Source organism: Kitasatospora sp. NPDC001159, assembly GCF_053598235.1.
Genome location: NZ_JBSFJV010000022.1, coordinates 58,728 through 80,556, shown reverse-complemented (window position 1 = coordinate 80,556; position 21,829 = coordinate 58,728). Strand labels below are relative to the sequence as shown.

The following is a 21,829-nucleotide window of genomic DNA, read 5'->3' as shown; positions in this document are numbered from 1 at the left end:
TCCTCGGGGAGTTGGGCGGATTCAGCGGCGAGGACGGGCCGGGGTCGTAGCGGCTGGCGCGGTGACCGGCGTCTCGGCCGGGAGGCCCCTGGGCAGGGCAGACGAGGCGGCGGTGGCCGCGCGGACCCTGGCCTCGTCCGGTACGCGGCGGCCGCGGGCGCGTACGGCCTCGGCGGCTGCGGTGAAGCGGCGCCGGGAGGCATCAAGGCCGGACGGCGGTGCCCACCAGGCGGCGCTGGCGGTGAGCACCGGGGCGAGGGCGGCGACCTCGCTGGCAGGAGCCGAACCGCAGGCGAGCAGCCGGGACTGCGCCGACCACAAGTCCAGGAACCAGTTCCCGTCATCCAGCAGGACCGCCTGCACGTGGGCGGCTCCCGGGGCGTCCTGGTAGACCCATGTGCCGCTGCGCGGTTGACGCCAGCCTGGCCCGGTGAACGGCGGATCGGGCACTGCGACTTGGGAGCCGAACCCCGCGCGCTTGAGGGCGGAGGCGTTCGAGATGGTCATGCCGCCAGCCCGAAGCCGTCGTGGTCACGGGACTTGGCGAGGGCCCGTTGGGTGATGGCCTTGGTGGCGCGGGCGGAGGCCGGGCCGATCTCCTTGGCGGAGCGCTCCTTGTACCAGGGCTTGAGGTCGAGCATCGCGACCCGCATGCCGGTGGCGAACAGCAGCACCTTGCCCTTGGGGAGCGCGCGGATCTCGTCCGGCGGCAGAATCCGCTCGGTGCGCATCGACACCGAAGTCGACTTGCCGCCATCGGAGTTCGAGACGGACGCGGTCTGCACGTCGTGCTCGCCGATCTGCCGGGACAGGCGGTCCGCGAAGTCCGCGTCGTCGATACCCGAGCCGATGACCTTCGTGGTGGCGGCGCTCCAGAGGGCGTCCATGCCGGCCTCGCCCCAGCAGCGCTGCCCCTGCCGGTAGGACTGCAGGATGGTGATCGGGATGACGCCCCGACTGCCCAAGTGGGAGTACAGGTCCGGCAAGTCCGAGATCTTGCAGACGTTCGCTGCCTCGTCGAGGACGCACAGCGCGGGCGGGTCGAGCCGGCCGCCGTTGCGCTCGGCGACGATGACGGCCGCGCGCATCACCGCGTCCGCAGCAGCGGCGATGATCGCCGAGGCGGAGCCGCCGCCGTCCTTGCTGAGCAGGAACAACGTGTCCCGGGAGGAGGCGAAGCCGAACGGCTTGAACTCGGGCAGGCCGGGCGCGGGGGTGACCCACGCGGCGATCTCCGGGTCCAGCAGACAGCTCGCGTACTGGCGCGCCGTCTCGTAGATGCCGTCGCGCGTCTCCGTGGCACCCGTGACGGTGCCCTGGAGCTGGGCGGCGACGGCATGGTGGCCGGCGTCGCCGAGCAGGTCGACGGGGGTGCGGTCGGCCGGGGAGGCGAGCCAGGCCAGCACGTCGGTGATCGGACGGCGGTGGCTCGCGGCGGCCAAGAACAGCGCGCCCAGCGTGTTGGCGGCGGCGGTGGACCAGAAGTCGGAGCCACTGGACTCGTCCACGCTCGCGGTCACGAAGTGCCCGGCGAGCCGCTTGGCACCGGCGAGGTCGCGGGCGTCGGCGAGGATGTCCCACCACATCTCGCGCGGGTGGTACGCGATCTGCTGCGGGTCCAGCGTCCAGACCTTCCCGACCTTCGCACGGGCGTCGACGCACGCCGTGTACGCGTCGTTCGCGGCCTTGTTCGAGGTCAGCAGGACGGGCCCGGGGGCAGCGAGGATCGCGGGGATCGCGATCCCGGACGTCTTGCCGGAGCGGGGCGCCATGATGGCGACCATCACGTCCTCCCACGAGGCCCGGACCTCGGCCCGGCCGGGGGAGAGCGTGCCGACCAGGACGCCGCGGTCGGCCGGGGCGATCTCCTTCTGGTCCTTCAGGCTCGGGCGAAGGCTCCTGGCCTTCTGCGTGATCTCCTTGTCGAGCAGCGGCGCGATGTCCGTCTTGCGAGCCAGGCCGCTCTTCGCCCCGGCGCGCCGGCGCAGCACGATGACGAGCGCAGTGCCGCCGAGGAGAGCGGTGACCAGACCGGGGACGATGCGCGCCCCGACCAGTACTGCGGTCGGGGTGAGGTGCGGCCACAGCCGTTCGGGGTGGAGCAGCGCGTCGGTGACGCGGAACGGAGTCCAACCGCCGCCGACGACGAGGTAGTTGGTGAGGTTGCCGGTCAGCCAGGCGAGGCTGCCGAAGGCGAGGGCGGCGCCGAGGACGCCGAACAGGAGGTAGAGGAGCGCGTCGGTGCCGGTACTGGTCGACGGCGCGTTGGTGCGCGGGGCAGGCAAGGGAGGTTCCAGGTGGGTGCGAGCGGGCGGTGGGCGGGGCGCGCTCGGCTCTGGTACGGCTCACGGAACTTGCTCTCCTTCGGGGGGGGAGGTGGAGGAACGTTTCAGCGGGTGCGGCTGGCGCCGGAGACCGCTGCGGCCGACACCGGCACCGGTGCGGCAGGGCCAGCGGTTGTCCGCAGGCTGGCTGCGGCGGCGGCAGGGGAGACGGCGAGCGCCGCGCTGGTGACGGCGGGCGAGGGGTAGACGGCCGCGGTCGGCTCTTGGCGGGCGAGTTCGCGCGCGTCGGGCGGAGCGCCGAGGGAGCGCAGATCGCCGACGGCGTCCACGAGTTCTGCCTCCGCGGTGCCGACCCGCTCGGCAGCGGTGGAGAAGCGGTCGGACAGCTCGTACTCGTTGGGGTCCAGGTTGGTGACCTGCTCCGCCGCAGCCTCCAGCGCTTCCCGGACTCGGGCGAGGATGCCGTCGTCGGGGTCGAGGAGCTGGTCGATCACCTCGGCCGCCTGGGCGGGTGTGGCGGCGCCGCGGATGCGGTCGCTGAGTTGGAGGACCTGCTGGCCGGTGACCTTGAGACCGTTTGGGTCGGTGGGCGTGGTCAGCCGGTTGAGGTCGAGCTTCGGGTCGAGGTCGACGCTGTAGCGGGCGGCGCGCAGCATCTCGGTGGCGTGGGTGGCGATGGCGGCCCGGTCGGCGGGGGCGGTGGTGGTGGGCAGCCGGTGTCGGCGGCCGTACCAGTCCTCGGTCTGCCGGAATCCGGCTGTTCGGAGCAGGGTGGCGGAGAGGTCGTCGCTGGAGCCCTTGGCGGTGACGCTGCCGCTTGGCTCGATGCTGATGGTGATGAGGGGGCGGGCATCCGGTAGTCCTTGGCGGTGGTGATGGAGGGGGCGGACCGGGTGAGGCCGAGTTCGGTGGCGATGCGGTTGCACTCGGCCTGCACGTGGAAGGCGTCCCGGTACGTGCTGTGGATGCGGCCGTCTTCTCGGACGACGGTGGCGACGATGTGCACTGAGCGGTCGAGGTTGCGGATCGCGGCCCACCGGCAGCCGTCCGGGTCGCCGTCGGGGGCGAGACCGGCTGCGGTAACCAGGCGGCGGGCGACGTCGGCCCACTGGGCGTCGGTCAGGTCCGGCTGACGGGGGTCGGAGCGCACCGAGCACAGCCAGACCGGCCGTTCGGGCGCGCGGGCGCCGATCCGCGTGGCCGGGGCGTCCAGCACGCCGCCGCCCAGGACTTCCTGCGGGTCGCCGAAGAGGGGCAGCTGCTTGTCGGCACCGCGGTAGTCGGCGGCGATCAGCCGGGGCCGCAGCCGGTGGCGAGGATCCCCCGGCCCGTAGAGGGCGGGAATCAGCGCGGCCGTGGTGGCGGCGCGTTGAAGGTGGGCGATCACGGCGTCCCCTCTCGGACGATCGGTCGGCGGCGCCCGACGGCGAGGGCTGACGGGGACGAGAATCCACAGGATTCGCGGTTTGGTCCGGCCGCCGACCGGTGATAGAAGTCCGCCGCCGGGCACCGCCCGAAGGTCACACGAAGGGGTTCTCCGTTGGCCGGTCGGCGTCGGTGGCGGCGTCCAGCAGCTCGGGCAGGTCACCGGGTTCGGATCCGCGCTGGTCGATCCACCAGCCGGCACGGGTGATGGTGCGGGCCTGGTCCTCGATCCGCTCCCACGCGGACTCTGGCATCCCGCTGTCCAGGACCAGCGCGGCGTAGGCGGTGGCGAGGACCTGGTGGCGGCAGCGGGTGCCCCAGGCCGTGCCCTTCTGGGTGCCCTCCAGCGGCGGCATCCGGTACTGCTCGGACCAGGCTTCCGATTCGGCCTGCTCGGCCGCCCGCTTGGCCTCCAGCCACGCCGCCCTCTCCGCCTCGTCGCCGGCCTTCGCCGAGCGCCAGCAGTCCGTGCACTCCTGCTTGGCCAGCCACTCGGCGAACCCGGCCCGCCGGTCGGCCGGGCGGTCGCCGAGGTTCCGTTCCACCTCGTGCCCGCACGAGTGGGTGATCTGCCAGACCTTCTTCACCATGTCTGCTCTGCTCCTTGGGTATCGGGGTGGTGGTCAGCGAGCACGCGCAAAGGCGATGCGCGGATCGACGGCCGCCGGCGGCGGGACGGCAGGCGCCGCGGCGGCGCGCGGCCGGGAGGGCGCGGCGGCGAGGACGGCCTCGTCGACGCGGAACTTGCGCGTGGTGAACGCCTGGTGGATCGTGGCGCGGTGGGCGGCGACGTCTGCGGCGAGCTGCGGTTGCACGGCCACGCGCAGGTTGCCGGCCCGGTGCATGGCCGTGGTTGCGGAAGCCAGACGTTCCAGTGAGTCGCCCCGTCCGACGGTGGAAGGGAGGGTGTAGACGTCGAGAGGGTGGTTGAAGTGCCAGCCGTGGGCTTCGAGGATCTCTCCGCCGCGCTCGACCGCGTTGACCGTGTCGGCGGTGGCGGCGACGATCCCGAGCCGGGGGTGTTCGGCGAAGGCGATGTCCGGCTCCGGAGCGGGCTGTCGGTTGCTCTCGGGCTCGTCAACGCCAGGGTGTGCAAAGACCCGTGGCGCCTCGATGGTGTTCGCAGGGACCAGGGACATGTCGGTGTCGACGCGGTAGCCGGCGCCGGTGAGGAGCTTGGCGGCCCAAGCGGCGCGCTCATCAGCCTCGCGCTGCTGGTTGGTGAGCGTGAAGAGATTCGGGTGGCCGGGAATCCGCTGGAAGTCGAGGCGTTCCAGCATCCACTCGGCGGCGGCCGATTGGGTGGGGAGAGCGGCGACGATGCCGTGTTCGGGGTGGCGCCCGATGGCAACTTCGGGCAGCTGGCTGGGATCGGGGGAAGACACGGTGGATCTCCGCTTCGCGGGTATGGACGGTAAGGGGCGCGGGGACGGAGGGGTCTGGTTGGGCGAGACATGGCGGGCGCCTTTCTCAGGCGGCGAGGCGGAAGTCGGTGTCGTAGAGCTGGCGTTCGCGCGGGTGGAGGAGGTGCTGCACGATGAAGCTCAGGCCGGCGACCTTCCACAGGCCTCGGCCGCGGGTGAGTGCGGCGATGGCCTGGGCTTCGACGCCGGTGAGGCCGAGCAGGCTCATGGCAGCGGGGATCTGGTCAGGCTCCTGCCGGTAGATGATTCGGGTGGAGCAGTCGGCGAGCAGACCCTCGGCGAGGACGCGCCCGCGCGATCCGGCGTCGCCTGCGGACAGCAGGTCGGAAAGCCGGTGCAGGATCAGGAGGTTGGCGATACCGAGGCCGCGGCTGAGCTTCCACTGCTGCTGCATGCGCTCCAGGAGGCCGAGATGGCGCATGATTCGCCACGCCTCGTCGTAAATCACCCATCGCCTGCCGCCGGCGGGGTCGGCGAGCGCTGCCTCCATCCACGCCGAGGCGCAGGTCATCGCGAGGACGAGGGCGGTGTCGTCGCCGCTGCTGCCCAGGCGGGACAGGTCGATGGAGAGCATCGGGGCGTCCGCGTCGAAGGTCACCGTGGACGGCGCGTCGAACATCCCGGACAGGTCACCGCTGACCAGGCGGCGCAGGGCGTGGGCGAGGTCGTCGGCGGCGTGGCCGATCCGCCCCTCGTTGCCGAGGGTGGCGTCCAGGCGCTCGCGGGTACCGAGGAGGCGGGCGATGTCACCGAGCAGCGGCACGGTGCCGTTCGCGGTGGCGTCGGTGACGGCCAGGTCCAGGGCGGCGGACAGCCCGGTGTGCTCCATGGGCAGCAGATCGCGCTTGAGCACGGTGGCCGCGAGGCTCGCCAGGAGGAGCAGGCGGCGCTTGCGGACCTCGCCGGTCCAGTCTTCCTCGCTCACTCCGTCCGGTCGCTGCGGCGTGTCCAGCGGGTTCAGCCGTCCCGGCAGGCCAGGGCCGAGCGCGATGGTCTGACCGCCGAGTGCCTCGGCCAGGCCGGACCACTCACCCTTCGGATCCGATGGCACGTAGATCTTGTATCCGTGGGCGATGGCGCGGGTCGCGATCGACTTGGCGAGCGCGCTCTTGCCCATGCCGATGACGCCGCACAGGATCGCGTTCGGGTTCGTGAACCCCTCTATTCGGCCGGAGTTGTAGAGGGCGAAGGGGTCGTAGCAGAACGAGCCTTCGGCGTGGAGGTCGCGGCCGACGAAGATGCCCTCGGCGCCGAGGCCGGCCTCGGCGAGGAAGGGGTAGGCGCCGCCTGCGACGGCGGTGGTCATGCGGTGTTTGGGCAGGCTGAACTTGGAGCCGCGGGCGGAGGCGGGGCCCGGCCGGCCAGAGACCGGGTAGGTGGGCTGGAGTTCGGGGTCGGCTCCCTCGTGCTCGCGGCGCTTGGCCGGGGCCTGGGCGGAGCGGGCCTTGGTGCGGGCTGCGGCGAACTCGGCGCGGGCGGCGCGCTGCTGGGCGCGGGTGGTTTTGCGCGGGACGAAGAGGTGGGAGGCGGTGGCGCGGTTCCTGGGCATGATCACGAATCCGGGGTGGTCGGGGTTCAGTGGCGGACGAGGCCGGTGAACGGGGAGTGCAGGTCGGCGGGGGTGGTGCGGCGGCGGACCAGCTGGGCTGTCTCCTGGTGGCGGTGGCAGATGGTCAGCTCGGGTGCGCCTTCGGGCAGACGGGCGCGGCACGCGTCCGGGCTGGGAACTTCGCCGGTGCCGGGCCGGGGAGCTGCGTGGTAGGCGGCGTGGAGGTGGTCGGCGGCCTGCCACAGGCGGGTGCGGGCGGCCTTGAGGTGGCTGCCCTCCCCGGGCAGCAGCGGGGAGGTGCGCTGGGCGTGGGCGTCAAGCAGGCCGTGCAGCGAGACCAAGTGCTCGTGGAGCGCGTCGAGTTCGGCGCGGGAGGCGACCAGGGGGCCGGTGGGGATGTTGAGCGCGCGGTGGAAGTCGATCGCGGCGGTCGCGTAGGGGACGAAGTCCTGCGCGGTGGCGGTGGTGGCCGGCATCAGGGGTGCTCTTTCGGATTCGGGACGGGCTGGCATCAGGCGGCGAGGGCGAAGGGCAGGGCGGAGGCGGTGAACGCCTCGGCCTGCTGCCAGGTGAGCGGGCGCAGGTCGAGCTGGGCGCCGACGGCCGCGGTCTCCACGACGGCGCAGGCGGAGCGCAGTTCGTCTTCGGTGTCGGCTGAGACGGTCAGCAGGCCGGTGAGGGCGACGTCGGCGTGTCCGGCGATTAGCTGGCGCTCGCGGTCCTGGATGTCCTGGTACTCCACCGAGTCGGCCTCGGATGCGACTTGGCCCTTGCGGGCGCGCTCGGCGGAGTCGGCGATCACGCTGGCCTTCTTGCGACGTACGTCGCGCATCGCGGAGTCGATGTCCTTGGGCTCGTAGGCCAGGGAGATGGTGCGGCGCACGCCGGAGGCGAAGAGCACCTGGTGCAGGAAGCCCGGGTTGACCTGGGTGCGGGGCCAGTTCTCCACCCAGTAGGTGGTGTGGTGGGCGGAGTCGGTTGAGATGTGGTCGGCCTTCTCCAGGACGACCACGGGGCCGACGGCGGCCGGGTCGGCGGCCGGGCGCCCGTCCTTCGACCAGCGGTCCAGTGCGGCACGGGACTTGGGGTCGTAGGCGGTGCGGGCGACGGCGGCGATCTCGCCGGAGTTCAGCCAGCCGGTCGGGTTGAGGCCGGCGGTGCGCGCGGACTGCTCGAAGGAGCTGGTCAGCTGGGCGAGGACCGCGAAGCTGCCGGTCAGGCCGCCGCCGGCCTGCGTGATCAGGCGCTTGGCGGCCTTGAAGTCGAGGGCGATGGCCACGTATGCCTCGTGTGGGGCGCTGGCCGGTCCCGCGTTCTGGATCAGCTCGCCGTAGAGGGCTCCCGCGAGCGGCGCATCAGGCTTCCCGTGCTCCTCCCAGTGGCGGCGCAGCGCGTCGCCGGAGTCGGGCACGGTCCGCTCGATCACCTGGATCCGGGCGACCTGTCCGGTCCGGGCGAGCGCCGCCAGCGCGCGCCCCCACCCGTTCACGTTGGCGTTCTGGGTGCCGGGGTCCAGGAGGGCGTAGGCGCGACTGCTGACCTTCACGATCGCGGTGAGGGTGCCGGCGTGCGGGTCGTGGACGGCACCGTACCGGCGGTCGGGGGCGGTGACCACGCGCAGGCTGGCCGCGCTGCCGGGCAAGTGGAGCAGGCCCTCGCGCACCGGCCGGGAGGAGGGGCGGACGAGCCAGATGAGCTGTCCGCGGAACCGGCGCAGCGCGTAGCGGGCGGCGATCGGAGCCCAGTCGGCGAGGATACGGCCCCGGTAGCGGACGAACACGAACGGGGCTATCACGCCCCAGACGGGGAGGAACTCGAGGGCGCCGGTGACGCCCCGGGTGGTGAGGACGGCGAGCAGGAGCAGGCCGGCGGCTGCGGTGGTGATCAGCTGCGGTGCGCTCAGGCCGAGCAGGATGCCGCGCTTGGAGCGGTGGGGGAACTTGACGGACGCAGGCGTGGCGTCGGGCGTCGAGGGGGACATCGGGGTTCCAAAGGGGGGTGAGCGTGCGGGCGGCGGGCGGGGGCGCGGCACTCTTCTGGACGTCATCGCAGGGACTCCTTGCTGGTCGTGGGGCCCGGGGCGGGCGGCGGGCCGCCGCCCGCCCCGGGGAGGGGGTGCCGGTCAGGAACCGGGGTTGCTCGGCCGGTTCGGGTAGACGAACCGGACCGGATCGGGAACAGAGGCTCCGCTCGGCGCAGGTGCGCTCCTCGCGGGCGGTGCTGGGGGAGCGCCGGGTGCGGGCGGCGCGGCCGAGCCCTCCGCAGCGTTCCGAATGCTCGGGGCGACCGGTGCCTTCTGGTTGCCGGACGTCGGCGGGCCCTCACTGCCGCCGGAGGAGGCCCGGGTGATCAGAGCCGGAATGCCGGGGCGGGTGACCAGGGCGCGTCCGCGGTCGCCGGGCGCGCTCGGGTCCTCGCCGAAGCGGAACTTCGCCGGCTGCTGCGCGGGCCCGGCGTCGATGCCTTCCTTGCTGACCCGTCCGGTCGGGTCGATGCCGGAGGAGACGCCGCCGCCGTCCATCCCCGGGACCTGGCTGGGGCCCTGCGGGGCCGGGACACCGGTACCCATCTGCATCGCGAGGCTGGCGGCGGTCTTCGCGGCCCCGGCGGCAACCGCCATGCCGGCGACACCGGTGCGGTGCATGTCGTCGTGACCGGAGCCGTCGGTCGCCCAGTGGATGAACTTGTAGACGGCGTAGGGGCACAGCAGGACGAGCACCATGATCACGACACCGGCCATGACGTCCGAGAGGGCGGCCATCCCGTCCTTGGCGTCGGAGTTGCCGATCGCGGAGACGCCGGTGATGAACACGACGGTCATCAGGAGCTTTGAGACCACCAGGGTGGCGGTGGCCTCGATCCAGCCGCGCCGCCAGCGCTGGGCCACCTCCCAGCCGCCGCCGGCCCCGGCGAAGCTGGCGAGCACGACCATGATCAGGACGCCGACCTTGCGGGCCACCATCACGCCCCAGTACAGGAACGCGCCGATCGCGCATCCGACGGCGACCAGGGCTGGGATCGCCCAGCCGAGCCCGTACATGAAGCCGAGTTCGGACACCTTGATGATCCGCCGGATCGCGTCCTCCAACGACGTGCCCGCTGCCTTGAACAGCCCGGCGGACAGGGCATCGACCACGGTTACCGCCACGGCGGTGAAGGAGATCGCGCAGAAGGAGAACAGGACACCGGTCATGGTGCCCCAGGCCGCACGGGCCAGGGCCCGGTCGTCCCTGCGCCAGGCGGCCAGGATCAGCTGCGCGCAGAACGTACCGACGGTCAGGACCAGGCCGATCGGCAGGATGAGCTGGTAATTGTTACTGAACCAGGGGGCGTTCAGGTCGATGGCCGTGGTCTGGTCGACCGCTCGCGAGGCGAGGTTGACGGCGCTGGTCGCCAGCTCCGTCATCGACTTTGTGATCCACGCGCCGATGCCGTCGGTGATGCTCTTGCCCGGGTCGGAGACGAAGTTGATCGCGTCGACCGCGTCGCAGACCTGGTTGATCATCGGGATGTTGCAGACATCCATGAGGGGAACCTCCTTCCGCGGGTCAGGGCGAGACGGTCGGCAGCACGCCGACCAGAGCGCAGGGACGGTCGGGGCGGCACTGGACGGCGAGGGTGGACGAGCGGTCCTCGGCCCCGCCCTGCGGGGCACCGTTCCAGGAGATCGACTGCTTGCCGGTGACGGTGACGGCGTAGATGTATGCCTGCTTGATCGCTCCCGGATCGGCCTGCAGCGCCCTGGTGAACGTGTCCGGGAAGTGCGCCTCGTCCGCGCTCGCGGTGGCGAACTGGCCGGAGTCGGCCATCCGCCCCCACAACAGCGGCGAGGGCACCAGGCGGTCCACCGAGTCGGCGTCGGCGTAACTTCCTTCGGGCGTCAGCCACCGGTGGAGGGAGGCCACCAGCTCCGGCTGCGAGTACGAGCGGGTGTCGTAAGACCACAGCGCCACCGCCGCCGCCTTCGCGTAAGCGATCGGATCGTGCGTCGACGGCGGACCAGGCAGCGAAGCGGCACCGTCCTTCGGGCCCGCCGACGCGGACACGGTCGGAGCGGGAGCTGTTGGCGAACTCGGCACGTGTGAAGCAGGGTTGGTCGCGGCGCGGGTGCCGCGGGTGAAGTAGGCGAGTGCGCCGGCCAGGACCATGAGGGTCACCAGGACCACGAGGCCGAGCAGCGCCCGGCGGCGCACGCGCGATGCGCCGCCGGACACGCCTTCACGGGTGAAGGAACGTTTCTGCATCAGTGGACCTGGCCGCCCAGTCCGGAGAAGAACGCGACGATACCGTTCGCGGCACCGATCAACAGCGCGGCGCCCGCGCTGACCAGCACGCCCTTCTTGCCGTTGGCCTCGGCCTGGTGGCCGCCGGAGTGGTGGCCCCAGGCCCATACCCCGGCGCTCACCGCGAGCGCCCCGACGATCGCGATGATCCCGAACAGGTTGATCGAGCCCATCACCTGCTTGAGGATCGAAAGTCCGGGCAGGCCGCCCTCGTTGGGGGTGATGCCGGGGTCGTACGCGAGCTGCGTGACCGCGTCCGCGAGGTACATGAAGAACTCCAATTCGAATGTGGGCGCGCAAGGCAGCCCGGGGAGGGGAGGAAAGGAGGGGGAGAGACGCCGGTCAGACGACGCGGCGGGCCGCGAGGATCTCCGGCCGCCATTCGGCGAGGGTCGAGATCTTGACCACGTCACCGGTCTTGGGGGCCTGCACGACGAGCCCCGAGCCGATGTACATCCCGACGTGCTCCGGCACAGCGGCGGTACCCCGGGTGAACAGCAGGTCACCGGGCTTGAGTGCGTCCGTGGAAACGGCCGTGCCTTGCTTGACCTGGGCGTACGTGGTCCGCTCCAGGGAGACGCCAGCAGCCTTGTAGGCCATCTGCATCAGCGAGGAGCAGTCGCAGCGGCCCATCGGGTCCGGCCCGTGCGCGTTCGCGCACGTGCCACCCCACTGGTACGGGGTGCCCAACTGGCCCAGCGCCCAGCGGATCGCGGTCTGGACCTGCTGCGGCGCGTCCGCCGGGATCGTGTACCCGACCGGCAGCGAGCCGGCCGGGATCGTCGCGAAGTCGGTGCCGTCGCCGCCCGTCGTCGACGTCCCGCAGCTGCCGGTGCCCGGGGAGGGGCTCGCGGTGGTGCCTGTCGAAGGGGACGGTGCTGGCGTCGGGTTACCTCCGGGCGGAGGCGAGGCCGTGCCAGCGGGAGCGAGCAGCGGCTCGATCGCCTTCTGCAACGCGGTCGCCAGCGGCTCCCACTTCGCGTAGGCGTCGGGGTAGCCGCTCCTCTGCACCGCCTGGGCTGCTTGGGTGATGGTCATCGACTGCCAGCCGCTGACCTGGTTGAGCGCCTCGTAGAACTTCGTCGAGGCGTACACCGGCTGCATGATCTGCGCCGCCGTGCCCCAGCCCTGCGATGGCCGCTGCTGGAACAGGCCCACCGAGTCCCGGTCACCCCCGTTGACGTTCCGCAGTCCGCTCTCCTGCAGAGCGGTCGCCAGAGCGACGATCTGCCCGCGGACGGGGATGTGCATGGCGACGCCGGTGGCCTGGATGGTCTTGGCGTTGGGGATCTGCTCGTCCGGTTTGTCCAGCCCGGCCACGTTCGGCGCGCTGAGCGGACTGGAGCCCTTGAGGATCGACTCCACCTGCGCCGCGACGGCGGAGCTGTCCACATCCTGTGGACCGCCGCCGGGTGGACACGAGGCGGATTTGGCCGACGCGTTGCCCGCGCCGACGATCACCACCGGCAGGGCGAGCATCAGCGGGCCGCAGGCGACGACACCGACGAGTGCGCCGAAGGTCTTCTTCACGGCCGCCGCCGATCACCCGGGCGGCGCCCGGCGGTTGGCGGAGGTGGATGAGGGCACGGGTGTGCCAGGGCGTGCTGCATCGCAGCGGCTCCTTGCGGGGTTCGTAGGAGGGCGCGGTGCCGGCCTCTCGTGCGAAGAAGTCGCCGGCACCGCGCCGGTGGTGAAACTGCCCCTGCTCAGGGCGGGCCCGGATCACGGGAGTTGGTAGCTCCCGGACGCCGGTCTCGGGTCACGCGCGGCAGCCAGCCGCGCTCGTAATCTCAGCCGGAACACAGCGACTCCTCAGGGCGGGGATAGGGGACAGCGATCCGTAGACAGCCCCGGTTGGACGAGACAGCACGGATCAACACGCGCCGAGCCGAGCCGAGTTGGCCCCCTGCTCGGTTGGCGTGGCGAGACAGTAGACGCGAAAGACGGCCGCACCAAACGACCCCCGACCAGGGCCGGTCCCAGGGGAACCGCTCGTTAGGCGCGGCCGTCGATTCCCGCTACCTTCCCCTGCATCCCCGCTCCCGGCGGCTGCCGCCGGGCGTCGCCCGGAGCGGGCCCACCCCTGCCCTGAAAGAGGAATCAGTGAGCTACAAGCTGCACCGAGGCGACGCCCTGACCGTGCTCAAGTCCCTGCCCGACGAGTCCGTCAACGCCGTCATCACCGACCCCCCGTACAACAGCGGCGGGCGAACCAGCTCCGAACGCACCAGCCGCGACGCCCGAGCCAAGTACGTACAGACCGGCTCCGCCCACGACCTCCAGACCTTCCCCGGCGAGAACCGCGACCAGCGCTCCTACCGCTCCTGGCTCACCGCACTGCTCACCGAGGCGTACCGGGCAAGCACCGAGCACTCCGTCGCGATGGTCTTCTCCGACTGGAGGCAGGAACCCACCACGAGCGACGCCCTCCAGATGGCCGGCTGGACCTGGCAGGGCACCATCCCGTGGATCAAGCCCTCCAGCCGGCCCCGCAAGGGCGGCTTCAAGCAGTCCGCCGAGTTCATCACCTGGGGCGTCAAGGGCACCCTCGACAACAGCCGGGACCTCTACCTGCCCGGCCACTTCATCGCCTCCCAGCCCCGCAAGAACCGGGTCCATATCACCCAGAAGCCGCTGGAGATCATGCAGCAGCTCGTCCAGATCTGCCCCGAAGACGGCACCGTCCTCGACCCGTTCACCGGCAGCGGCTCCACCGGCGTCGCCGCCCTACGCGAGGGCCGACGGTTCGTCGGCGTCGAACTCAGCCCGCACTACGCCGACGTTGCCGAACAGCGGCTGCGAGCGGAACTGACCCAGGACGACTTCGTCCTTGCCGGGCCGGAGGCGTGATGGTGAGAACCTCGGGCACCGAGGACCGCACGGACGGCAGATACAGAAGGGCGGCTGGAGCATGAAGCTCCAGCCGCCCCTCTGTCTTCGTCAGGCTGCCTGAACCGCTCGCCGGATCAGCGGCACCGCCTTCTCCAGATCGGCCGCCCCGCCGATCCGTACCTCCAGGTCGCCGGTGCCCAGGTGGCCGATCCCGCGCATGTCGCGAGTGAAGCCCTCCTCCAGTTCCACTGTGTCCGGGTCCAGTCGTAGGTTGAGCAGTATCACCTGGTGGCCCGGACGGAAGACGACGCTTGCCACGTTTCGCAGGCGGCGGTAGGCGATGTAGTGCTTCTTGGCGAGGACCTCCACCTCGCCCGACGCGGTGAGCACCTCGTCCAGCTCGTCGTACAGATCCCGGAGACAATCCGGGACGTCGCTGAGAACCGACAACTCGTCGGCCTCGGCAGCGGCGGTCGGCATCACGGCCGCGCTCGATCTGCGTCCGGCCGCCGGGCTGACGGCTCCGGAAACCGGCTCGACGAGCTGGAGGCTCAGCAGCCCGCCGTCGAAGATCCGGTAGCGCACCAGCTCGATCCGCCAGGACCGGCCCAGGTCGCCGACCGCGACCCGGTCGTGATGCGAGTACCCGGCCGCGATGCACAGCGCCCGCGGAGCGCGCCAGTCGATGGACTCGGCCGCCTCCGGGCCTAGCCTTTCTCTGACGAGGGCCTCGAACTCGTGTCGGCAGCTCTTCAACCAGGTGAGGTAGGAAACGGCCTGCGAGACGACACCGCTGTCGTTGCCCTTCTTGAACTCGACCACGACCGGCACGTTGTTCTCGTCCAGGCCGAGCGAGTCCACCCGCCCCCGATGCCAGGGGCCGGTCGAGTACTCAGACGCCAGGAACCGGATGCCGAGCATGCGCTCCATCCCGGCCTCCACCCGGCGCTGCAACTCCACCTCCAGCGCCACCGTCGAGCCACGCAACTCCACGTCCTGGCCGTCCGCCCCAAGCCGAAACACCTTGAGATCGCTCACCAAACCCCCCTTCGCGCGATCGTACGAAGAGACCAATCGAAAACAGCCCTCCCGTATTCCGCCTCGGGCTATGGTTCGAGTAAGAAAGATCAACTTGCAGGGGGGAACGACGACGCGGGCAACGAACAGCATCTCGGGCACGGCGCACGTGACGGGGGTGCTGATCCAGGCCGGCGACCTGCCCGGCCTGGTGATCGACAACAACGTCGTCACTCAGGTCGGCGCGGCGGGAACAGGCCAGCCGGGATGCGACCCGGCGGTCCCGCAGCCCTGGCCACGCAGTTCGGTGTAGACGGCGGCCACGTCGCCAGCCGCCCGTTGGGGCGGTAGAGGCTGCTCAAGGTGTCGGGACATGAAAGGCGCCGCCAGGCTTCGCAAAGACGGACACGGGGTCCCCGGCCGGGAGTGGGCAGCGGCGCTGCCCGGCCCGCGCAGTGCGCATCCGTGTCCTTCGGGCCAGATCCATGGACGCTTGGTCGGTGCGGACGAGTGGAGCGGGTTGCCCTGCGGGAACTCGGATCCGTGGCTTGCCCGTTGCGAGATAGTGGTGGCCCTGGTCGCCATCCCGCCGACCGCGGCTGGCCGGTGCTTCGCGGCTCGACCTGAACCAGAATGAGCGGCAGATGCTTGGCTGGTGTACCTACACCGCCATAGGGTGTAAGTAACCAGCAGAGGCAGCAGTGCAGTTCTTCTTCGAGTCCGAGGAGGCCGCGGAGCGCGGCCATGACTATGCCGAGTTCTACAAGGACGTCGTTTTCGCCTGTACCCTCTGCGCCAGCGAGAACACCGTGGAGACGGATGAGCTCGTCCCCAGCGGCGTGCACTATAAGGTCCTCTGCGAAAAAGGTCACCTGACCAACGGTATGCCGCCCCGGGGCCGTCGTTACGAAGACTTTCACCAGGTGCCCTGACATGCCGAACAAACCGGCCACGCCGTCGAAGAATGTCCGCGTTCCCAAGGATCTCTGGGAAAGCGCCAAGGCGGTGGCCAAGTCCGAAGGACGCAGTCTCTCGGAGATTATTCGGCAGATGCTCGCCGCGTACGTCGAGAAGCGGCTGGAGCGGGAGGAAAGATCGGGCTGTAGCCTGCCCGCTTCTGCGGCCCTTCTCCGCCAGCTGTCGAAGCCGGGCGAAGTCATCGGTGATAGATACAGAATGCGCGGCGGGGGCCATTCGCCAGATCATTGCCGGCCTCCCGGGCGTTTCTCAGGCGTCCGGGGGTATCCGGATTTTCGGCCATTGAGTTCCATCGAATATGGGACCGAAGAATTCCGCTTCGCCCTCTCTCGGAGCGCCGGACCCCTGGCCGATATTGACGATCTGCTCAGCGGTCGTGCTTTCTGATCACTTCGCTGCTCTCGCCTCCGTGCGCGCTGCGATAACCGCCTCGATCACGGTACGGGCAGCTTCCTCTGGAGAGGTGTGCTCCCAGAATCGCAGCACCTTCCAGCCGGATTGCTCGAGAAGTTGAACCGTTTCCAGGTCCCGAGCTTTGTTTCCCGCGATCTTCTTGGCCCAGAAGCTCTGATTCGTCCTAGGCAGCACACTTCGGTGCTCGGTACAGCCGTGCCAGTAGCAGCCGTCCACGAAGACGGCCACCTTCTCCGTCCTGAATACGATGTCCGCCGTGCGACGGAGGGACTGTACCGGCCGAGCCGAGACCCGAAATCTGAGCCCCTCGCGGTGCAAGAGCGATCGGAGTCGCAGCTCGGGTTTCGTGTTCTTCCCCCTGTTCGCGCGCATCGACTTCCGCGTCGCCGGAGATGACGCCCACGATTTTTCGGGAACCGGCTCGGTCGAGAGCAGCCCGGCTTCTTCGGCCAACCGCCAACCGGCGCGTAGGTTCTCGGCGCGGGTGGGACGGTCGACGTCCCCCAGCGGAACCCTCGACTTGCGACCGTCGACGGACCACTGGAGAACGGCCTTGACCCGTCCGGTTCGGCTGGATCCGTTCAGTACCACGGTCGCCCGCTGAAGACGGCCTCCGCCCGCGTCTACCAGCCGGTGGTCGGCGCCTCCGGCGGCACGGTCTTGTTCCCGAGACCGCTGTGTCCGGTCGAGCCCTTGGCGTGGGCGCCACGAACGGTCGGGTACGGCTTTCTTCGATGCCCTGGCCGCGCTCTTCGCTGTCACTGATCGTTCCTCGGCTGTCAATGGTGCGCTTCGATACCGACGATACGGCCGTAGATCCGGCCATAACAGCCGTTACACGGACTAGTCCGACCGGAGCGGGGAGCTGGCGCCGAAGGGTCGGATTCGCCGCGATGCGGACGTTTACGCCCATACATGGTCGGTATGGGGCAGGCGTCGACCTCTGGGGCTGGAGCAACACGCCACCGGTTCGGCAGATGTCGGAGCTTGCCGGTACCGTCTTTGCAACGCAGTGCTAGCGAAGGGGGGCCTGTGGCATCTCGAGTGGTGTCGTATGAGCTGGATTCGGACACGGTCGTCCAGTTCGAGATCGAGCCGACGGACGACTGGCAGCAAGTCCGTGCCGGTCAGGTCTTGGGGCGGGTCCAAGAGGCGGTACGGCCAGCCGTCGAGGCCGCGCGAGCCGTGCTGGATCAGGCTGTGAGGCTCAGCCCTTCCGAGGTCGAGGTGTCGTTCGGCGTCAAGGTGAACGGCTCGGCTAACTGGCTGATCGCCAAGGCTGCTACCGAGGCTAACTTCGGAGTGAAGCTCATCTGGCGACCCGGCCAGAAGCAGGACGGAGGCGAGGACGGAAGCCTGGAATGACCACGGCGTTCCCGAACGGCCCCCGACCAAGGGCGGACGGCTGGGTCGCCGCGATTCACGAGACGGAGCGAGATCGGCAGCCTCTCGGTTCGGGATTCCTGATCGACGCCTATCGAGTGCTTACGTGCGCCCACGTCGTCATCTCGAGCCGTGCGCCGCGTAACGAACTGTGGGTGGTCTTTCCGAAGGCTCTAGAGCTGATGCAGCATCGGTTCAAGGTCCGTCAAGTGATCGCGCCTGACTCGGATGCCCAGGACGAGCAGGATGTGGCGGTCCTGGTCCTTGAACAACCGGTGTCAGAGGAGTTCGCTGCGCAGCTACGTCGGCCGAACCCTAGGGATCTGGCCGGCAGTCAGTGGTGGTCTTTCGGCTTTGCGGACGGTGCTTGGGGGAGCTCGGCGACCGGCTCGATCGGTGAGGAGATCGGCTATGGCTGGGTCCACTTGGACACGGAGTCGAAATCTCATGTCCGGCCGGGCTTTAGCGGAGCTGCGCTTTGGTCGGCCGACTATCAGGCCGTCGTCGGGCTGGTGGGCCAGGCGCAGGAAAGTAGCGGGCACGCCCGCGCGCTGACGATGCGGGCGGTCGACCTGTTCCTGCCGGACGAGAAGCTGCACCTACTCACCGACTGGTCCGTCGAAGCTGCCGGCGATGCCGCGCTGTCCGCGTGGGGTTGGACCCTTGCGGACGATCCCGAATCCGGGCGGCACTGGCGTCCTCGCGCCCGAGGGGTGAGTACGGACGCCGAGCGGGGTTTCCGCTTCCGTGGCCGAACAGCGGCGCTGAGCGCGATCGTTGCCTGGATCACGGGCCAAACCGGTGATCGCCGGCAGGTTTTGCTGGTAACCGGCTCGCCTGGCGTCGGTAAGTCCGCAGTGCTGGGACGCATCGTCACCACCGCCGATCGGGGAATCGCGGAGACTTTGCCACCTGAGGACGACGCGGTGCGCGCCCCGGAGGGATCCGTAGCGTGTGCGGTGCACGCCCGGGGCAAGACGGCGTTAGAGGTCGCACAGGAGATCGCCGCCGCTGCTTCCGCTCCTTTGCCCGACCGGGCAGACGACCTGCCCTTGATGCTGCGAAGCGTGCTCAGAGAGCGACCTCAGCGTGGTTTCGCCGTCGTGATCGACGCTCTGGACGAAGCCATCACGCCTGAGCAAGCGCGGACGATCATGCGGAGCATCGCGATCCCTCTCGCAGAGACGTGCGTGGACCTCGGTGTGCGAGTGGTGGTCGGAAGCCGACGTATGGACGACGCCGGTGACCTCTTGGCCCCCTTCCGCAACGCCATCGAACCCGTGGACCTCGACAGCCCCGAATTCTTCGCGCAGGAGGACCTGGCTGCCTACACACAGGCGACCCTGCAGTTGCTCGGCGACGAGCGCCCGGACAGCCCGTATGCGGAGCAGACCGCAGCCGTCACCGTGGCCGAGCGAATCGCGCTCCTAGCGCACGGCAACTTCCTGATCGCCGGGCTGGTTGCCCGTTCCCATGGCATGCACGACCGGCATGCGATCGACCCGGCACGTGTCTCCTTCACACCGACCGTTGACGCTGCGCTACGCGACTATCTCGCTCTGCTACCGACCGTGGACGGAATCCCGGCCGTCGAGTTGCTCACTGTCCTGGCATACGCGGAGTCCCCCGGGCTGACGATCGACCTATGGCTTACGGCTGTCCAGTCCATAAGCGGCCGGGCTCCCAGTGCGAATGGATTGTTGACCTTTGCCCGATCCTCAGCAGCCAACTTCCTGATCGAGTCAAGTGATTCCTCTACCTCCTCGGGCGCTTTCCGGCTGTTCCACCAGGCGCTGAACGAGTCCCTTCTCAGGGCTCGTGACGCGGCCGGCGCGACCGAGAGCGACGAGCGAGCCATCACTCGCGCCTTCAAGTACCTGGGCCGCACCGACCACTGGAAGGGCGCCCCGAGTTACCTGCTTAGTTCACTACCTCGGCATGCCGTCCGCGGTGGTGTCATCAACGATCTGCTGGACGAGGACTCGTATCCCCTATATGCCGACTTGCGCCGCTTGGTTCCAGCCGCGAAAGCGGCATCCTCAGCCACAGCGCTGGCCCGCGGCCGTCTGCTTCGCAAGACACCCCAGGCGCTCGACGCGGCACCGGCAGATCGAGTCGCCCTTTTCAGCGTGACGGAGGCACGGGAGCATCTGGGCAACACCTATCGCAAGGTCCCGTTTAACGCTCCGTATCGAGCGGTCTGGGCGGTTGGGTCGACTCATGCCGAGGAAATCGTTCTCGAAGGCCACACCGACTGGGTCAACACCGTGTGCTCGGTTTCGGTGGGTGATCAAGTGCTCCTCGCCACCGCCAGCAGCGATACGAAGGTTCGAGTGTGGGACCCCGAGACCGGTGATCTGCTTCGTGTCCTCGAAGGGCACACCGGCGCGGTGCTGGCTCTGTGCTCGGTCCGGGTGGGTGACCGTACTTTCCTCGTTTCCGGTGGCAACGACAACACGGTACGGCTCTGGGACCCCGAAACCGGTAAACCGCTGCACGTCCTCGAAGGACACACCGGAGCAGTCAGAGCGACGTACGCGGTCCCGGTGGGTGACCGTACCTTCCTCGTCTCGGGTGGCAACGACAACACGGTTCGGCTCTGGGACCCCGAGACCGGTAAACCGCTGCGTGTGCTCGAGGGGCACACCAAGTGGGTCAACACCGTGTCCGCGGTCCCGGTAGGCGACCGAACGCTCCTCGCCACCGCCAGCAGCGATACAACGGTTCGGCTCTGGGACCCCGAGACCGGTAGACCGCTGCGTGTGCTCGAAGGACACACCGAATGGGTCAACACCGTGTGCTCGGTCCCGGTGGGTGACCGTACCTTCCTCGTCTCGGGGGGCAACGACAACACGGTTCGGCTCTGGGACCCCGAGACCGGTAAACCGCTGCGTGTGCTCGAGGGGCACACCAAGTGGGTCAACACCGTGTCCGCGGTCCCGGTAGGCGACCGAACGCTCCTCGCCACCGCGGGCGACGACCGAACGGTTCGGCTCTGGGACCCCGTTACCGGTGATACGCCCGGTACCCTCGAAGGCCACATCGGCGCCGTACTGGCCTTGTGCGCAGTTTCGGTGGGTGGCCGAAGTCTCCTTGCCACGGCAGGCGACGACAACACGGTTCGCCTTTGGGACCCCAGGACCGGCGATGCGCCCGGCACCCTCGAAGGCCACATCGGCGCCGTAGCTGCTCTGTGTACTGTCTCGGTAGGCGGCCGGAGTCTCCTCGCGACTGCGGGTGGTGACGACACTGTTCGCCTTTGGGACCCGAAGACCGGTCACGTGCTGCGTACCCTCGAAGGACATAACGACTGGATCAGGGCCGTGTGCGTCCTCCCGATGGGCGGCCGAAGTTTTCTCGCGACCGCTGGCGATGACGACACGGTTCGCCTCTGGAACCCGGAAACCGGTGTCATGCTGCGTGTCCTTGGGCATTCCGGCGGGGTCAACACCGTATGCGCGGTTCCTGTGGGCGGCCGAAGTCTCCTCGCCGCCGGCGACGATCGAACAGTTCGCCTTTGGGACCCCGAAACCGGCGACATCGTGCGTACCATCGAGCGTACGAAATGGGTTAACACCGTGTGCTCGGTCGTGGCGGGCGACCGGAGTCTCCTCGCCACCGCGGCAGGTGACGAGCTGGTGCGTCTTTGGGATCCCGACACCGGCGACATGGTGCGCACTTTCGAAGGACATACGAGCAGGGTTAACGCCGTGTGCGCGGTTCCGTTGGGAGACCGAACGCTCCTCGCCACCGCAGGCGACGATCGAACGGTTCGGCTTTGGGACCCCGCCACCGGCGACACACTGCACATCTTCGACGGGCACACCGGACCGGTGAGGGCCGCGTGCGCCATTACGTCGGGCGACCGAACGCTCCTCGCCACCGCAGGCGACGACCGTACGGTCCGCTTCTGGGACCCCCGCACGCCGTACTCGGTCATGGCGATTCCGGTCCACTCACGAGCCTTGTCCATCACCGAAACCGAGGGACTCGTCGTGATCGGTCTGGACGACGGGATCTTGGCACTGTCCATCACGCAACCGACGGCACCGTCGACACATACACCGCCTTCCGGAGAGTCGCACGCCGCTACGCGTCGGAGAACGCCTTGGCCTCAACAGGAAGAGGTCCGACGAGATGAAGACTGATCGTGACCTTGATTCCGTCTCTGAGACCCCAACGCGACCACTAGCGTGTACCTGCTATATGACGAGGATTCGCCGGCGCAGGTTTTACCTT

The 21,829-nt window shown here is 69.5% G+C and carries 20 protein-coding genes; 6 read left to right on the top strand and 14 right to left on the bottom strand.

Annotated elements, in window-relative coordinates; all coding sequences use genetic code 11:
* Positions 1-21 precede the first annotated feature (21 nt).
* From ACWC9T_RS14485 to ACWC9T_RS14430, 12 genes are all read right to left on the bottom strand, one after another.
* On the bottom strand, positions 22-507 hold the full coding sequence (locus ACWC9T_RS14485) for a hypothetical protein (RefSeq protein WP_449821368.1): 486 nt from the start codon (positions 505-507) through the stop codon (positions 22-24).
* The gene (locus ACWC9T_RS14480) at positions 504-2,285 is read right to left on the bottom strand and encodes a type IV secretory system conjugative DNA transfer family protein (protein WP_449821367.1); all 1,782 of its coding nucleotides are present in this window, start codon (positions 2,283-2,285) and stop codon (positions 504-506) included. The genes ACWC9T_RS14485 and ACWC9T_RS14480 overlap by 4 nt, the downstream gene beginning before the upstream one ends.
* 104 nt (positions 2,286-2,389) lie before the next feature.
* Positions 2,390-3,211 (bottom strand): hypothetical protein, encoded by an 822-nt coding sequence (locus tag ACWC9T_RS14475; protein WP_449821366.1) that lies wholly within the window; start codon positions 3,209-3,211, stop codon positions 2,390-2,392.
* Between the two features lie 594 nt (positions 3,212-3,805).
* Entirely contained in the window at positions 3,806-4,300 is a 495-nt protein-coding gene (locus ACWC9T_RS14470; protein ID WP_449821365.1) for a hypothetical protein, read from the bottom strand.
* 33 nt (positions 4,301-4,333) lie between these two features.
* A complete protein-coding gene (locus ACWC9T_RS14465) occupies positions 4,334-4,990 on the bottom strand; it encodes a hypothetical protein (protein WP_449821364.1) in 657 nt (218 codons plus the stop codon).
* A 190-nt stretch (positions 4,991-5,180) separates the two neighbouring features.
* Positions 5,181-6,683 (bottom strand): ATP-binding protein, encoded by a 1,503-nt coding sequence (locus ACWC9T_RS14460; RefSeq protein WP_449821363.1) that lies wholly within the window; start codon positions 6,681-6,683, stop codon positions 5,181-5,183.
* A gap of 26 nt (positions 6,684-6,709) precedes the next feature.
* Positions 6,710-7,159 carry a DUF6238 family protein gene (locus ACWC9T_RS14455; RefSeq protein WP_449821362.1) on the bottom strand — a complete coding sequence of 150 codons (450 nt, stop codon included), beginning with the start codon at positions 7,157-7,159 and terminating at the stop codon, positions 6,710-6,712.
* 35 nt (positions 7,160-7,194) lie between these two features.
* Positions 7,195-8,664, bottom strand: a complete 1,470-nt coding sequence (locus ACWC9T_RS14450) for an SCO6880 family protein (RefSeq protein WP_449821361.1) — start codon at positions 8,662-8,664, stop codon at positions 7,195-7,197.
* Positions 8,665-8,805: 141 nt separating this feature from the next.
* Positions 8,806-10,209 carry an SCO6881 family protein gene (locus ACWC9T_RS14445; RefSeq protein ID WP_449821360.1) on the bottom strand — a complete coding sequence of 468 codons (1,404 nt, stop codon included), beginning with the start codon at positions 10,207-10,209 and terminating at the stop codon, positions 8,806-8,808.
* A 22-nt stretch (positions 10,210-10,231) separates the two neighbouring features.
* Positions 10,232-10,927: a hypothetical protein gene (locus ACWC9T_RS14440; protein WP_449821359.1), complete on the bottom strand. Its 696-nt coding sequence runs from the start codon at positions 10,925-10,927 to the stop codon at positions 10,232-10,234.
* Positions 10,927-11,235 (bottom strand): DUF6112 family protein, encoded by a 309-nt coding sequence (locus tag ACWC9T_RS14435; RefSeq protein WP_449821358.1) that lies wholly within the window; start codon positions 11,233-11,235, stop codon positions 10,927-10,929. Before ACWC9T_RS14435 ends, ACWC9T_RS14440 begins: the two co-directional genes overlap by 1 nt.
* A 73-nt stretch (positions 11,236-11,308) precedes the next feature.
* Entirely contained in the window at positions 11,309-12,496 is a 1,188-nt protein-coding gene (locus tag ACWC9T_RS14430) for a C40 family peptidase (protein WP_449821357.1), read from the bottom strand.
* A gap of 573 nt (positions 12,497-13,069) precedes the next feature.
* Here ACWC9T_RS14430 and ACWC9T_RS14425 point away from each other — a divergent pair.
* Positions 13,070-13,816, top strand: a complete 747-nt coding sequence (locus ACWC9T_RS14425; protein ID WP_449821356.1) for a DNA-methyltransferase — start codon at positions 13,070-13,072, stop codon at positions 13,814-13,816.
* Between the two features lie 90 nt (positions 13,817-13,906).
* Here ACWC9T_RS14425 and ACWC9T_RS14420 read toward each other — a convergent pair whose 3' ends face one another.
* Positions 13,907-14,836 (bottom strand): DUF5655 domain-containing protein, encoded by a 930-nt coding sequence (locus tag ACWC9T_RS14420; protein WP_449821355.1) that lies wholly within the window; start codon positions 14,834-14,836, stop codon positions 13,907-13,909.
* 94 nt (positions 14,837-14,930) lie between these two features.
* Here ACWC9T_RS14420 and ACWC9T_RS14415 point away from each other — a divergent pair, with 94 nt between their 5' ends.
* The 3 genes from ACWC9T_RS14415 (at position 14,931) to ACWC9T_RS14405 (ending at position 16,180) form a co-directional block, all read left to right on the top strand.
* Positions 14,931-15,128, top strand: a complete 198-nt coding sequence (locus tag ACWC9T_RS14415; protein WP_449821354.1) for a hypothetical protein — start codon at positions 14,931-14,933, stop codon at positions 15,126-15,128.
* A gap of 388 nt (positions 15,129-15,516) precedes the next feature.
* A complete protein-coding gene (locus ACWC9T_RS14410; protein ID WP_449821353.1) occupies positions 15,517-15,747 on the top strand; it encodes a hypothetical protein in 231 nt (76 codons plus the stop codon).
* Position 15,748: 1 nt separating this feature from the next.
* Positions 15,749-16,180 (top strand): CopG family ribbon-helix-helix protein, encoded by a 432-nt coding sequence (locus tag ACWC9T_RS14405; RefSeq protein ID WP_449821352.1) that lies wholly within the window; start codon positions 15,749-15,751, stop codon positions 16,178-16,180.
* On the opposite strand, the gene ACWC9T_RS14400 is transcribed toward ACWC9T_RS14405, so the two are convergent.
* A complete protein-coding gene (locus tag ACWC9T_RS14400; RefSeq protein WP_449821351.1) occupies positions 16,181-16,798 on the bottom strand; it encodes a very short patch repair endonuclease in 618 nt (205 codons plus the stop codon).
* Positions 16,799-17,239: 441 nt separating this feature from the next.
* Between ACWC9T_RS14400 and ACWC9T_RS14395 the strand changes: the two genes are divergently transcribed.
* A complete protein-coding gene (locus ACWC9T_RS14395) occupies positions 17,240-17,572 on the top strand; it encodes a CU044_2847 family protein (RefSeq protein ID WP_449821350.1) in 333 nt (110 codons plus the stop codon).
* Positions 17,569-21,738 (top strand): trypsin-like peptidase domain-containing protein, encoded by a 4,170-nt coding sequence (locus tag ACWC9T_RS14390; RefSeq protein WP_449821349.1) that lies wholly within the window; start codon positions 17,569-17,571, stop codon positions 21,736-21,738. The genes ACWC9T_RS14395 and ACWC9T_RS14390 overlap by 4 nt, the downstream gene beginning before the upstream one ends.
* Positions 21,739-21,829 lie beyond the last annotated feature (91 nt).

Excerpts from the sequence above, each read along its gene's own strand:
- ACWC9T_RS14485 (WP_449821368.1), bottom strand. The coding sequence starts at position 507 with ATGACCATCTCGAACGCCTCCGCCCTCAAGCGCGCGGGGTTCGGCTCC.
- ACWC9T_RS14470 (WP_449821365.1), bottom strand. The coding sequence starts at position 4,300 with ATGGTGAAGAAGGTCTGGCAGATCACCCACTCGTGCGGGCACGAGGTG.
- ACWC9T_RS14465 (WP_449821364.1), bottom strand. The coding sequence starts at position 4,990 with ATGCTGGAACGCCTCGACTTCCAGCGGATTCCCGGCCACCCGAATCTC.
- ACWC9T_RS14435 (WP_449821358.1), bottom strand. The coding sequence starts at position 11,235 with ATGTACCTCGCGGACGCGGTCACGCAGCTCGCGTACGACCCCGGCATC.
- ACWC9T_RS14460 (WP_449821363.1), bottom strand. The coding sequence starts at position 6,683 with ATGCCCAGGAACCGCGCCACCGCCTCCCACCTCTTCGTCCCGCGCAAA.
- ACWC9T_RS14390 (WP_449821349.1), top strand. The coding sequence starts at position 17,569 with ATGACCACGGCGTTCCCGAACGGCCCCCGACCAAGGGCGGACGGCTGG.
- ACWC9T_RS14445 (WP_449821360.1), bottom strand. The coding sequence starts at position 10,209 with ATGGATGTCTGCAACATCCCGATGATCAACCAGGTCTGCGACGCGGTC.
- ACWC9T_RS14455 (WP_449821362.1), bottom strand. The coding sequence starts at position 7,159 with ATGCCGGCCACCACCGCCACCGCGCAGGACTTCGTCCCCTACGCGACC.
- ACWC9T_RS14450 (WP_449821361.1), bottom strand. The coding sequence starts at position 8,664 with ATGTCCCCCTCGACGCCCGACGCCACGCCTGCGTCCGTCAAGTTCCCC.
- ACWC9T_RS14405 (WP_449821352.1), top strand. The coding sequence starts at position 15,749 with ATGCCGAACAAACCGGCCACGCCGTCGAAGAATGTCCGCGTTCCCAAG.
- ACWC9T_RS14440 (WP_449821359.1), bottom strand. The coding sequence starts at position 10,927 with ATGCAGAAACGTTCCTTCACCCGTGAAGGCGTGTCCGGCGGCGCATCG.